The organism is Stenotrophomonas sp. 28608_Sma (genome assembly GCF_056486185.1).
In genome coordinates, this window is record NZ_CM151308.1 from 1,530,095 (window position 1) to 1,542,940 (window position 12,846).

The 12,846-nt window shown below is 67.3% G+C and carries 11 protein-coding genes; 5 read left to right on the top strand and 6 right to left on the bottom strand.

Features of this window, described 5'->3' with window-relative positions; genetic code table 11:
- Positions 1 to 37 precede the first annotated feature (37 nt).
- The 3 genes from ACZLHH_RS06965 (at position 38) to ACZLHH_RS06975 (ending at position 2,578) form a co-directional block, all read left to right on the top strand.
- A complete protein-coding gene (locus ACZLHH_RS06965; protein ID WP_032127896.1) occupies positions 38 to 739 on the top strand; it encodes an FKBP-type peptidyl-prolyl cis-trans isomerase N-terminal domain-containing protein in 702 nt (233 codons plus the stop codon).
- Positions 740 to 875: 136 nt separating this feature from the next.
- Positions 876 to 1,679, top strand: coding sequence for a CoA pyrophosphatase (locus ACZLHH_RS06970; protein ID WP_032127895.1), 804 nt, complete (start codon positions 876 to 878; stop codon positions 1,677 to 1,679).
- Positions 1,676 to 2,578, top strand: a complete 903-nt coding sequence (locus tag ACZLHH_RS06975) for a sulfurtransferase (protein WP_107432508.1) — start codon at positions 1,676 to 1,678, stop codon at positions 2,576 to 2,578. Before ACZLHH_RS06970 ends, ACZLHH_RS06975 begins: the two co-directional genes overlap by 4 nt.
- Before the next feature lie 316 nt (positions 2,579 to 2,894).
- On the opposite strand, the gene ACZLHH_RS06980 is transcribed toward ACZLHH_RS06975, so the two are convergent.
- Entirely contained in the window at positions 2,895 to 3,461 is a 567-nt protein-coding gene (locus ACZLHH_RS06980; RefSeq protein WP_107432507.1) for an N-acetylmuramoyl-L-alanine amidase, read from the bottom strand.
- A 72-nt stretch (positions 3,462 to 3,533) separates the two neighbouring features.
- On the opposite strand from ACZLHH_RS06980, the gene ACZLHH_RS06985 reads away from it, so the two are divergent.
- On the top strand, positions 3,534 to 4,061 hold the full coding sequence (locus tag ACZLHH_RS06985) for an alpha/beta hydrolase (protein WP_049399884.1): 528 nt from the start codon (positions 3,534 to 3,536) through the stop codon (positions 4,059 to 4,061).
- Positions 4,062 to 4,206: 145 nt separating this feature from the next.
- The gene (gene rlmKL / locus ACZLHH_RS06990; protein ID WP_107432506.1) at positions 4,207 to 6,345 is read left to right on the top strand and encodes a bifunctional 23S rRNA (guanine(2069)-N(7))-methyltransferase RlmK/23S rRNA (guanine(2445)-N(2))-methyltransferase RlmL; all 2,139 of its coding nucleotides are present in this window, start codon (positions 4,207 to 4,209) and stop codon (positions 6,343 to 6,345) included.
- 251 nt (positions 6,346 to 6,596) lie between these two features.
- Here rlmKL and ACZLHH_RS06995 read toward each other — a convergent pair whose 3' ends face one another.
- From ACZLHH_RS06995 to ACZLHH_RS07015, 5 genes are all read right to left on the bottom strand, one after another.
- Positions 6,597 to 6,926 carry a DUF3325 domain-containing protein gene (locus ACZLHH_RS06995; RefSeq protein ID WP_049399886.1) on the bottom strand — a complete coding sequence of 110 codons (330 nt, stop codon included), beginning with the start codon at positions 6,924 to 6,926 and terminating at the stop codon, positions 6,597 to 6,599.
- Complete coding sequence (locus ACZLHH_RS07000; protein WP_071228416.1) at positions 6,923 to 8,560, bottom strand: PepSY-associated TM helix domain-containing protein; 1,638 nt, start codon at positions 8,558 to 8,560, stop codon at positions 6,923 to 6,925. The genes ACZLHH_RS06995 and ACZLHH_RS07000 overlap by 4 nt, the downstream gene beginning before the upstream one ends.
- Positions 8,557 to 8,871 (bottom strand): DUF3649 domain-containing protein, encoded by a 315-nt coding sequence (locus tag ACZLHH_RS07005; protein ID WP_032127889.1) that lies wholly within the window; start codon positions 8,869 to 8,871, stop codon positions 8,557 to 8,559. The genes ACZLHH_RS07000 and ACZLHH_RS07005 overlap by 4 nt, the downstream gene beginning before the upstream one ends.
- A 107-nt stretch (positions 8,872 to 8,978) precedes the next feature.
- The gene (locus ACZLHH_RS07010; protein ID WP_107432505.1) at positions 8,979 to 11,204 is read right to left on the bottom strand and encodes a TonB-dependent siderophore receptor; all 2,226 of its coding nucleotides are present in this window, start codon (positions 11,202 to 11,204) and stop codon (positions 8,979 to 8,981) included.
- Positions 11,205 to 11,495: 291 nt separating this feature from the next.
- Positions 11,496 to 12,782 carry a DUF445 domain-containing protein gene (locus tag ACZLHH_RS07015; RefSeq protein ID WP_180845035.1) on the bottom strand — a complete coding sequence of 429 codons (1,287 nt, stop codon included), beginning with the start codon at positions 12,780 to 12,782 and terminating at the stop codon, positions 11,496 to 11,498.
- Positions 12,783 to 12,846 lie beyond the last annotated feature (64 nt).

The following is a 12,846-nucleotide window of genomic DNA, read 5'->3' on the forward strand; positions in this document are numbered from 1 at the left end:
GAACGTCCCTGAGTTACCACCCCTGGAGAACTGTTTGATGAAGTTGCGTTCTATCGCGGTCGCCGTCGCGGCCCTGGCCCTGACGGGCAATGCCTTCGCCCAGGACGTCTCGTCCGAAAAGGGCAAGCTGAGCTACTACTTCGGTTACGACTACGGCAACAACCTGGCGGAGCTGACCGGTCGTGGTGAGCAGCTGGACATCAACTCGGTGGTGAAGGGTCTGCAGGACGCCTACGCCAAGAAGCAGCCGGCGATCACCGCCGACCAGCTGAAGCCGGCCGTTGAAGCGTTCCAGAAGCGCGAGCAGGGCCGTGCCCAGGCTGCCAAGGCCGAGTACGAAAAGGCTGCTGCCGAAAACAAGACCAAGAGCGATCAGTTCATCGCGGCGAACAAGGCCAAGGCCGGCGTGCAGTCCCTGCCGAGCGGCGTCCAGTACCGCGTGATTGAAGCCGGCAAGGGCGCCAAGCCGACCCAGGCCAGCACCGTGCAGCTGGAAGTGGCCGGTCCGTTCCCGTACGGCCAGCGCCCGACCGAAGCCCGCCCGGCCCAGCAGATTCCGTCGATCAAGGTCAGCGAAGTCGAAATGAAGGCCATGCGCGAGACCCTGCTGCAGATGCCGGCTGGCTCGAAGTGGGAAGTCACCCTGCCGCCGGACCAGGCCTACGGTGCCGACCCGCGCACCCCGTTCCCGCCGAACGTGGCTGTGCAGTTCGAGATCAAGCTGGTCAGCGTCAAGTAAATCGAAGCGGTAAACGAAACGCGCCGGTGATCCCACCGGCGCGTTTTTGTTTGCGCGGATCGCGACGCTGCCGTGCACTGCATATTGACCCCGCGCAAATTCAGCCCGATCGCGCTACTGTTGCCGGGTGCAAACAATGGAAAAAACGGCACGTGTTGTCGCAAGTCCCTGCATCGGAGTGTGCACGCTGGATCCGCACCGGCAATGCACCGGCTGCGGGCGGCATATCGATGAGATCGCGCGGTGGTCGTCGATGAGCAACGAGGAACGCAGCCGCATCCTGCATCGCGTGCAACCTCTGCGTGAACAGCTGCAGCAATCACTGCGCGGCTCGCTGGCTGATCACGAGCGCCTGATGCGCGCGCTGCATCCACTGGCCGAGCCGCCGGCCGGCGACGGCTGGAACCGCAGTGAACTGATCGATCTGCTGCCGCCCGGGCCCCCGGTGGAAGCCGCCGTACTGGCCGGCATCGTGCCGCGCGCCAACGGCGCACAGGTCATTCTCACCCGTCGCACCGAAACCCTGCGTACCCATGGTGGCCAGGTCGGTTTCCCCGGTGGCCGCACCGAACCCGATGACCGCGATGCGTTGGCCGCTGCACTGCGCGAGAGCCAGGAGGAAATCGCATTGGCGCCCGGCCAAGTGCAGGCGCTGGGCTATCTCGATCCCTTCGTGACGATCACCGGCTACCGGGTCACGCCGGTGGTGGCCGTGGTCGATCCGGATTTCGTGCCGGTGCCACAGCCCAGTGAAGTGGCCGAAGTGTTTGAAGTGCCGCTCGATTACCTGATGGCAGCCGACAACCTGCACCAGGTCGAAATCAATCATCGCGGCCGCGTCCGCCACGTCCTCGAATATGGCTGGCCCGGCCAGCGCATCTGGGGCGCCACCGCCGCCATCCTCTACAACCTGCGTCGCCGCCTGGAGCAAGTGCAATGAAGCCGATCGATCCGCCGTGGACCACCCTGGTCGATGTCGCCACCCTGGCCGCTGCATTGGGCGAGGGCGTTCGCGTGGTCGACGCACGTGCTACTGCCAGTACCGCCGTACGCGTGGTCGATGCACGTTCCTCGCTGTCCGATCCGCAGGCGGGTAACGGCCAGTATCTGGCGGGGCATGTTCCGGGCGCGGTGTATGCCGACCTCAATCGGGACCTGTCGGATCTGACCCGCAGCGGCCACGGCCGTCACCCGCTGCCGGACAGCGATGCCTTCGCCGCGAAGCTCGGCCAGTGGGGCATCGGTCCCGAAACCCAGGTGGTGGTCTACGACGGCAGCGATGGCAGCATGGCCGCCTCGCGCCTGTGGTGGCTGCTGCGCCTGATCGGGCACAGCAAGGTGGCCGTGCTTGATGGTGGCATCGCCGCATGGCAGGGCGCAGGGCATCCCTTGGCGACGGGGCAGGATGAGGTGACCGCGCTGCCGGTTTACCCGGGCCGTTTCGACACCACCCAGATCGCCAATGCCGATGAAATCACTGCACGCTTGAAGCATGCACCCGGTTGGCTGGTCGATGCACGCGCGGGTGAGCGCTTCCGCGGCGAAGTGGAGCCGCTGGACCCGGTCGCCGGCCACGTGCCCGGCGCGGTCAACCGTCCGTTTGCGTTGAACGTCGCCGACGGCCGCCTGCGTGATGCACAGGAACTGCGCGCCGAACTGCAGGGCGTGATCGGCAACCGTGAGCCGCAGCAGGTGGTGCTGATGTGCGGCTCCGGCGTCACCGCCTGCCACCTGTTGCTGGCGATGGAAGCGGCCGGTCTGTCCGGCGCACGCATCTACGCCGATTCCTGGAGCGGCTGGGTCAGCGACAGCAGCCGCCCGGTGGCGACCGGCGCCTGAGGCGCGCGGGGTCGGATCCGTTTTCCAACGGAAAACGGCTCTGACCCCATCAACTGAAAATCCGGGTCAGAGCCCGTTGCGTAGCAACGGGATCCGACCCCGTGTCGGCCAAGGTCGACACCCACCAACAGCAGCAGAGATCTGTCGAAGGCGGGGTGGGTCCGGTTGCGAGGGTGTCCGCGGCATGGATGCCGCGGCCAGGCCCCATGGACGGGTTTACGGCGTCCCTCGCAACCGGACCCACCCCGCCATCCTGCGGAATGCCAGCTCTTGACGTTGATGTTGCTTCTGCGGGTGCAGGGCGCAGCCCTGCCGCTTACCCAACCGGCTGCAACGGCACCTTCGCCAGGATCCGCGCCCACGGGAACAACGGCCCCGGATCACGCTTTCGTGCCACCATCAGCGCCGGGTCATCGCTGGCCGGCACCTGCTCCAGATCGAGCTGGTCGTGCCCGGCAATCCGCCGCAGCGACGGATAGCGCACCACCAGCGCCTGCAGCAGCTGCTCCAGCGCCTGCAGCTGTGCCTCGGTGTACGGCTCGTCCATCGCCTGCTGGCGGCTGTCGAACCAGTGCGGGTAGCGGCCGGTGTTGACCAGCTCGATGCCCAGCGTATGCGCGTTCATGCCGCGCACGTGATGCGCCACGCGCTCCGGCGCCACGTACTGCACCACGCTGCCGTCGCGGTCGATGTAGAAGTGGCCGCTGTTGCCGGCACCACTGTCGTACAGCACGCGCTCGCCGTACTCACGGGCCATCGCCAGGTCGGGCAGCTCGGTGCAGTGGATCACCACCATCTCCAGCGTGGCCGGGTCGCGCAGTGGCAGACGGTCTTGGTAGGGCAGCGGCTGCAGCTGCAGGCCGGGCAGGAGCGGGTTGGGCATCCGGCGATGCTAGCATTGCGGCATGAACCTGCCTTCCCTTTCCTCATCGGCCCGCTCCCATGGAGCGCGCGCATGAGCCGCGGCCACTGCATCCTGTCCCACGGTTTCGAGAGTGGCCCGGAAGCGACCAAGGTCACCGCGCTGGCCGACGTGGCGCAGCGACTGGGCTGGACCCATGAGCGCCCGGACTACACCGACCTGGACGCGATGAGCGAGGTCAGCCGGGTGGGCGATGTGCCGACCCGCCTGCGCCGCCTGGTCGAACGCACCGCCATCGCTGCCCAGCAGGGCCCGGTGGTGCTGGCCGGCTCCAGCCTGGGTGCCTACATCTCTGCCATCGCCTCGCTGCAGGTGCCGGTGGCCGGCCTGTTCCTGATGGTGCCGCCGACCACCATGGGCCCGATGCCGGCGCTGGACGCCGCCGCCGTGCCGACCACCGTGGTCCAGGCCTGGCATGACGACGTGGTCCCGGCCGCCGGGGTGATTGCCTGGGCGCAGGCGCGTTCGGCGCAGCTGCTGCTGGTCGACGACGGCCACCGCCTGGAGCACCACGTGGAGGCCTCCGCGCAGGCCTTCGAGCGCCTGCTGCGGCAACTGTGAAGCCCGGGCGCACGGCGCGCCCGCCCGCATTGACTACAATGGCAGCCCCGCCGCCCCCGGCGCGGGCCTGCCGGCCGTGCCTACGGCCCTCCTTTCCGACTGGCCCGGTCCCTGTGCCGCGCCCGACCACCTGCGAACCGATCCTGTGAAATTCTTCGTCTCCTGCGCCAAGGGCCTGGAATACCTGCTTGCCGATGAACTGTCGGCCCTGGGCCTTGGCAAGGCCACTGCCACCATTGCCGGCGTCAACGCCGAGGGCGAACTGGAGCAGGCGCTGCGGATCGTGATGTGGTCGCGCCTGGCCAGCCGCGTGCTGTGGCCGATCGACGAGTTCGAGTGCCCGGACGAGCAGGCCCTGTATGACGGCGTGCGTGCGCTGCCGTGGCACGAGCACCTCAAGCCGGAGATGACCCTGGCGGTGGACGCGCACGTGTCGGGCGACAAGATCACCCATGCCCGCTTTGCCGCGCAGCGGATCAAGGACGCCATCGTCGACCGCATGCGTGATGAAGGCCTGGAGCGCCCGTCGGTCAACACCGACCTGCCGGATGTGCGCGTCAACCTGTCACTGCGCAAAGGCCGTGCCTCGCTGTCGATCGACCTCGGCGGCGGCCCGTTGCATCGCCGTGGCTGGCGCGGCGCCGCTCACGAGGCACCGCTGAAGGAAAATCTGGCCGCCGCGCTGCTGCTGCGCGCGCAGTGGCCGCGGCTGCACGCCGCCGGTGGCGGCCTGCTGGACCCGATGTGCGGCAGCGGCACGCTGCTGATCGAGGGCGCGCTGATGGCCGCCGACGTCGCGCCCGGCCTGATGCGCCACGGCAGCCTGCCGCCGAGCCGCTGGCTGGGCTTCGACAAGGCCGCCTGGAAGAGCATCCAGAGCGAGGCGCGTGACCGCGAATCGGCTGGCCTGGCCGCGCTGAAGCCGGTCATCCACGGCAGCGACATCGACCCGACCGCGATCCAGGCGGCACGCGAGAATGCCGAGGTGGCCGGTGTCGCCCACGCGATCCGCTTCACCCGCGCCGATGTGGCCGACCTGGCCGCGCCGGAGCAGGAGATCGGTGCGGTGGTCTGCAACCCGCCGTATGACGAACGCCTGGCCGCCGACCCGGCGCTGTACCGCGCACTCGGCAATGCCCTGCAGAAGGCGGTGCCGCAGTGGCGCGCCAGCCTGCTGTGCGGCAACGACGAACTGGCTTTTGCCACCGGCCTGCGTGCGGGCAAGAAGTACCAGATGTTCAACGGTGCGCTGGAATGCGCGCTGATCATCTGCGACCCGATCGCCGTGCCGGGCCGTGACCCGGCGCAGCCGCGCGAGCTGAGCGAAGGTGCGCAGATGGTGGCCAACCGCCTGCGCAAGAACCTGAAGAAGTTCAAGAGCTGGCGTGCCCGCGAGGACATCACCTGCTTCCGTGCCTACGATGCCGATCTGCCGGAGTACGCGGCGGCCATCGATGTCTACGAGGAAGACGGTGGCAAGCGCCGCACCTTCCTGCATGTGCAGGAGTACGCCGCACCGGCGGCGATTCCGGAGAACGACGTGCGCCGCCGCCGCAACGAGCTGCTGGCGGCCGCGCGCGAAGTATTCGGCGTTCCGCCGGAACAGGTGTCGATGAAGTCGCGCGAGCGCGGCAAGGGCGGCAGCAAGTACGGCCGTTTCGAGCAGCGTGACGAGTTCATCGTGGTGCGCGAGAACAACGCGCTGCTGCAGGTGAATCTGTTCGACTACCTGGACACCGGCCTGTTCCTCGACCATCGCCCGCTGCGCCGGATGATGGCCGAACAGGCGCGTGGCAAGCGTTTCCTCAACCTGTTCTGCTACACCGGCGTGGCCAGCGTGCAGGCCGCCGTGGCCGGTGCGGCCAGCACCACCAGCGTCGATCTTTCGGCGACTTACCTGCAGTGGTGCTACGACAACCTGGCGTTGAACGGGCAGGGCGGCAACCAGCACCTGCTGGTGCAGGCCGATGCGATGGCGTGGTTGGAAGGCGACCGTGGCCAGTACGACGTGATCTTCTGCGATCCGCCGACGTTCTCCAACTCCGCACGTGCCGACGACTTCGACGTGCAGCGCGAGCAGCTGAAGCTGCTGCGCGCGGCGGTGGCGCGGCTGGCGCCAGGTGGCGTGCTGTACTTCTCCAACAACTTCCGCCGCTTCAAGCTGGAAGAGAACGCCATCGCCGAATTTGCCCAGTGCCGCGAGATCACCGCACGCACCATCGGCCCGGATTTCGAGCGCAACGCGCGCATCCACCGCGCGTGGGAACTGAAGCGGTTGGGGTAAGTCCGGTAATGCCGGCCGCTGGCCGGCAACGTTGTCAGATCCGCAGAGGGTTCATGGGATGCCGGCCAGCGGCCGGCACTCCCCATATCTGGCCGGTACATCCACGCCATGCGTGGATGGCTGTTCAGTAGATCCACGCCGTGCGTGGATGGCTGTTCAGTAGATCCACGCCATGCGTGGATGGCTGTTCAGTAGATCCACGCCATGCGTGGATGGCTGTTCAGTAGATCCACGCCATGCGTGGATGGCGGTTACAGCAACGCCACCAGCAGCCCGGCCACGGGCAGCGCGATCGCCAGCGGCGCGATCCATTTCGGCCGGTACGGGTACAACCCGAACGACAGCACCACGCCGCCCACGGTCATCACGCCCAGCCACAGCACCGGGCCCATCGCCCAGCCGTGGTCGACCACGCACAATGCGAACGCTACCGTCAGCAGCACCCAACCCAGCACCCGCCACTGCGTGCGCCGTGCCGGGGTGGCTGCAGCCTTGCCGTGCAGGTCGTGCTGGTGCTTCTCCATCGCCAGCGACAGCGCGGTGAACGCAGAGAACGACAGGGTCAATGCCAGCAGCATCATGCGCTGGCCTCCGCTTCGGCGGTTTCTGCAGCGTCCACCGGGGCCTTGGGCGCCGCCGCCGCCGCTGCACGCTTCTTCTTCTCGGCCGCGCTCAGCGGTGGTGTCCAGCGCTGCATGCGCCAGCCGCACAGCGCCAGCATCGCGCCGAACGCGATCATCGACAGATCAAAGCCAGCCAGCACCCAGTCCCCGTTGCGCAGGGTGTTGCCCAGGTGCGCATGCGTGGTCAGCGCATTGACCACCGGCACCAGCGCGAACGCGGCTGCGCCCAGGTACAGCTGCCAGGCCCACATCATCCGCTTCGGCCAGATGAAGGCGGCCAGCAGTGCCGCACCCCAGGCGTAGAAGAACACGTTGGCCTCGGCGCTGGAGCGTTCGGCGATGTCCAGCGGCAGCAGGCGGTTGCCCCAGAAGTACGCTGCAAAGGCGATCGGCAGGCCGGCCACGGTACCGATGTTCAACGCATCGACCAGGCGCAGGCCGAAGCCTGTGCGGCCACTCTTGGCGTGCTTGGGCCGTTCCTTCACCGCCCACAGCACCACGCCGCTGGCCACCATCAGGCAGCCGACCAGGCCGGACAGGAAGAACAGTGCGCGCAGGCCCCAGTCGGCGAAGCGCGCCAGGTGCAGGCCGTACAGCACGCCGCGGGTGGCGGTGGCGCCACCGGAAGGCGGTGTTTCTTCCAGCAGCGTGCCGTTGACCATGTCGTAGCGCACGGCCGGGGTGTCGGTGGACAGGCGCTTGCCGTCACGCTGGCGGATGTCGATCACTGCATTGGCCGCGCCCGGGTTGGACACGGTGAAGCCGGCCACTTCCACGCCGTGCCAATGCGCTCGCGCGCTGTCCAGCAGCTGCGCGATCGGCAGCGGCGTGGCGCGGCCTTCGGCAGGTGCAGTCACCTCCGGCATGCCACCGAAGGCCTCGCTGTAGAAGGCATCCTCGTCCTGCGGGTAGGCCACCTTCACGCCCCACGGCAGGTACATGATCATCAGCGTGACGATGCCGGTGTAGGTGATCATCGCGTGGTAGGGCAGGGCCATCACCGCGCTGACGTTGTGGAAATCCAGCCAGGAACGCAGGCCCTTGTCCTTGCGGAAGGTGAAGAAGTCCTTGAAGATTTTCTTGTGGGTGATGACGCCGGTGATGATCGCCACCAGCATGAACATCGCGCAGAAGCCGACCAGATAGCGGGCCCACAGCACCGGGATGTAGTGCAGGTCGAAGTGCAGGCGGTAGAAGAAATCACCGCCGCGGGTCTCGCGCGCTTTCAGTGCCTGGCCGGTGTTCGGGTCCAGTGTGGCGTCGCCGAAGCCCCCTCGACGGCCACGGCTGGGGTCGGCCAGCTCCGGCGGCAGCCGCCAGAACATCTGCATGGCAGGATTGCGCGGCTGCGGCAACGTTACGAACCAGTTCTCGGCCTGCGCGGCATTGGCCTGCAGGTAGTCCACGGCACGCTGCGCGGCCACATCGATGCTGACGTTGCTGGAGGGCAGTTCCGGGCGCATCCAGCGGCTGATTTCCTCGCGGTAGTAGCTGGCCGTGCCGGCCATGAAAATCAGCAACAGCAGCCAGCCGACCAGCAGGCCGGTCCAGGTGTGCAGCCAGGCCATCGACTGGCGGAATCCGTTCTTCATGCCCAGGCCCCCAGCATGCGCGCGATGACTGCCATCAGCAGGGTGGGGGCGAGGATGCCGACCCACGCACGCAGCGCACTGCGCGTGGCGAACGCCCACAGCGCCGCGCAGGCGGCCACCAGAATGGCCAGCAGCATGCCGGTCAGCACGGTCTGGCCTCGAGCGCCGGGCAGCGCCACCGCGCAGAACACGCTGGTCACGGAAGCCAGCGCGTAGCCGCCGAAGATCGCCGCCAGCGAGCGTGACAGCACGCCCCAGCGCGGGTTGGAGAAGAAGGTGCGGGGGCTGGCGGTTGCGGGCGAGCGGTCCACGGCGTTCCTGCAGGTTTCAGTGAAAAGGAACCGGCGCACCGCAGCGCGCCGGGGTTGGCCATCCGTGGCCGGGCACCGGTCGCAGAACCGGTGCCATCCATCGAGGGTCAGAGCTTCCAGCGCAGTGTCATCGTCACATTGCGCGGTTCGCCCCAGAACACGCCGTCATAGAAACCGACGCGGTTGTAGTACTTCTTGTCCAGCAGGTTGTTCACGTTTACCTGCGCGGTGAAGTTCTCGTTGAAGCGATAGCCCGCCGACAGGTTGAGCAGGTAGATGTCGCCCTGTTCGATTGCCACGCGGTCGCGCTTGCCGCTGGTCAGGAAATCCGCACGCGGCTTGTTGCTCAGGCTCCAGATTCCGCTCTGCCAGGTGGCGCCACCGCCCAGCCAGAAGCGGCCTTCAGCACCGCCCGGTCGCCAGCTGGCGTTGAGGCGGAACAGATCGACCGGGATGACGGTGTTCTGGCGCACGCCCTGCGCATTGCGGCTGACGGTGTGGGTGAAGCCGGCCGCCAGGTTCCAGTTCTCACCAAGGCTGCCTTGTGCTTCGATCTCCCAGCCCTTGACCTTGTTGCCCTTGCCGGTGGAGCGGTAGGCACTGACCCCACCCGGCAGCGAGTTTTCCGGCACCGAGTCGTCGAGCTCGGCAACGTTGTCCTTCTGGCCCTTGAACACGGCCGCGGAAGCATTCAGCAGACCGTCGAAGAACTCGGCCTTGACGCCGGCCTCCCACATGTCACCGACCACCGGTTCGAGGTAGTTGTTGTCCCGGTCACGGTAGTTCTGCGGCTGGAAGATGTCGGTGTAGCTGACGTAGCCGCTGAAGTAGCGGTTGAAGTCGTAGATGAAGCCGGCATACGGAGTGAGCGAGTCGTCCGGCTTGTAGCCGCCACGACGCGTATCGGTCAGGCGACCGGCGGCGTCGTGGGTGTAGTTCCAGGTGCGCGTTTCCCAGCTGCCGTAGCGCGCGCCGAGCACCGCGGTCAACGGATCGGCCAGCTGCAGGCGCGTCGCCAGATAGGCCGCGCGCTGGCGCAGTTCGTCTTCAGAAGCCAGATAGCCCAGGCGGGTGACCTGCAGCGGCGCGACGTCGCCGTTCCAGCGATGCCAATCCGGTACACGGGTGTAGCTGTCCGGGTAGGCAGCAGTGTCGGTGGCAGGCACTTCACCCTTGCGCACCGATTGGCCGAAACCGAGCACCAGCTCGTGTTCCCGGCCGAACAGCCGGAACGGACCGCCAACGTTGAAGTCGAACACCTGCATATCGCCGTTCTCGCCGAAGCTGCCGACGAAGGCGCTGATGCCGCTGCCATCGGCATTCGGGTAGCCGGAGGCCCCGTACCACACCGCACCGTCGGTTTCGCGCTTGGAGCGGGTATAGGCGGCCTTGGCGGTCCAGCCGTTGCCCAACTGCTGCTCAAGGCGTGCGAATGCGCTCTTTTCGATGATCGGCCAACTGCTCCAGCGGGCGGACAGGTTGGTCGAGCGCGGCAGGTTGGCGGGCTGGCCATCGGACCCCCAGTACGGCACCACGCCCCAGGTCACGCCCGTGGTGCGCGGCGACTGGTATTCGTAGCCGGCCTCGAGCAGGGTCGTGTCGGTGATGTCGGCCTGGACGATGCCGTAGAACACGTCCTTGTCCAGTTTGTAGACATCGCGGAACGAGTCACTCTGTTGTTTGGCCGCCACCACGCGCGCGCGGATGCGGCCGTCGAGCGCAACCGGGCCACCGAGGTCGGCCTCCAGGCGCTGGTTGCCCCAACGCCCGAGGGTCAGGTTGGCGCTCATCTGGAAGCTGTCGGTAGGACGCTTGCGCACGAAGTTGATGGTGCCCGAGGGATCGCCGGCACCGGTGGTCAGGCCGGTTGCGCCGCGCACCACTTCGATGCGGTCATAGATCACGCTGTCGGTGTTGGTCTTGATGTACCCACCGAAGGTGTTGAGCATCCCATCGACCTGGAAATTGGTGATGTTGTAGCCGCGCGAGACGTAGTTGATGCGCTCACTGTCGGTAACCGATACCGCCACGCCGGTGACCTGGCCCATCACATCGGACAGCGAGAACAGGCCCATGTCGTCCAGGCGCTGGCGGGTGACCACGGTCATCGACTGCGGCGTCTGGCGCAGCGACAGGCCGAGCTTGGTGGCCGTGCTGGCACGCTTGACCGTATAGCTGTCGACGATATCGCCGTCAGCGGTGACCTGGACCGTATCCAGCGTGCGCGCGGAAGGATCGGCAGTGCCGTCGGCGTGGGCCAGCGGGGCGATCATCAGTGCGGTCACGGCCAGGGCCAGCAGAGTGGGACGAGGGTGGTTCAGCGGCATTGCCATCGGTGCGATTCCATGCAGGACGAAACAGGCGATGGAATGCGCAGACACAGCAGCCATGCGCTTCGCGCACGTCGCCCAGCGAGTCCCATCGACGGTGCGCCACCCGCTTGGTGCGGGCGACCCGGTAGTCGGGGGATGTACACGGGCGAAGGGGCGGGTAGGTGCGTGCTTCCGTGCCCCGCTTGGCTAAGCGTACAACCGATCGGCAAATGATAGGCATTCGCATTTCGTTAATCAAGCGTGACGAATTCCGTCTCCACGCAGAGCGTGGATCGACTGCCGGATGGGGTCCTAGAACCTGAACACCACCGTCGCGGCGTGCAGCAGCAGGCCGATCAGGCCGCCCACCAGGGTGCCGTTGAAGCGGATGAACTGCAGGTCGCGGCCCACGCTCAGTTCCAGCTGTTCGACCAGATGCCGTTCGTCCCAGCTCTTCACGGTCTGCGCGATGTGCGCGGTCACGCCTTCGCGCAGGCGGCCGGTGAGGCGCTGGGCGCCCTCCAGCAGACGCTGGTTCAGCGCGTCGCGCAGGGCCGGGTCGGCCTGCAGGCTGCTGCCCAGTGACGCGAGGCTGCGATGCAGGTGGCCGACCAGCGCCGAATCCTCACGCTGCAGGTCGGCACGCAGGCTGGCATGGATGCGCGCCCACAGCCCCTGCACGTACTCCTGCAGGGCAGGGTGGTCGATCATTTCCTGTTTGAGCTGTTCGATGCGCTCGGCCAGGGCCGGGTCCTCGCGCAGGCGCTGCACGTAGTTCTGCAGCCAGCTCTCGTAGTCCTGGCGCAGCGGATGCTGCGGCTCGGCCAGCACCTGCTGCAGTTCTTCCAGCACCGCCCGCGCCAGTCGCTCGGCCAGGCTATCGCCGATCTCGTCGATCGGCTTGACCCAGTTCACCGTGCTCGACAGCGTCGGCCACTCGCGCTGGATGTAACGCACGATCAGCTGCGAGGCGCGCTCCTTCACTTCCGGCTGCTCCAGCCAGCGCCCCAAGCGCTGCAGGCCCTCGTCCAGCACGCGCTGGTGGCGCCCATCGGCGGTCAGCAGGGCCAGCAGCTCACCGGCGGTGGCGGCGGCATTCCACTGCCGCAGCTGCTGCACCACGAAGGCGTGCAGCTGCCGACGCACCGCGGTTTCGTCGAAGAAGTCCAGTGCCTGCAGGGCCCAGCCGCGGGCCATGTCGGCCAGCATCCGCGAACGTGCAGGGTCGGCCAGCCAACTGCCGAGACGGCTGGCCGGGTCGAATACCTGCAGCTTTGCCAAGAGGACCTGTGGTTCAAGGAACTGGTCGCGCACGAACAGGGCCAGGCTGTCGCCGATGCGTTCCTTGCTGCGTGGGATGATTGCCGTATGCGGGATCGGCAGGCCCATCGGCCGCCGGAACAGCGCGACGACCGCGAACCAGTCGGCCAGTGCGCCTACGGCCGCTGCTTCGCAGAAGGCCGAGACCCAGGCCCAGATGCCGCGCTCGCCCTGCCAGTGGCTGACCGCGAAACCGGCGAGCATCAACAGCAGCAGTCCCAGCGCGAGGGCTTTCAGGCGCCGCAGCTGTGCGCGGCGCGGATCGTTGGCAGACGTCATGCCGGAAGTCTAACCGGCACGGCATGAGCATCTGGTAGTGCCGGCCGCTGGCCGGCATCCGCAA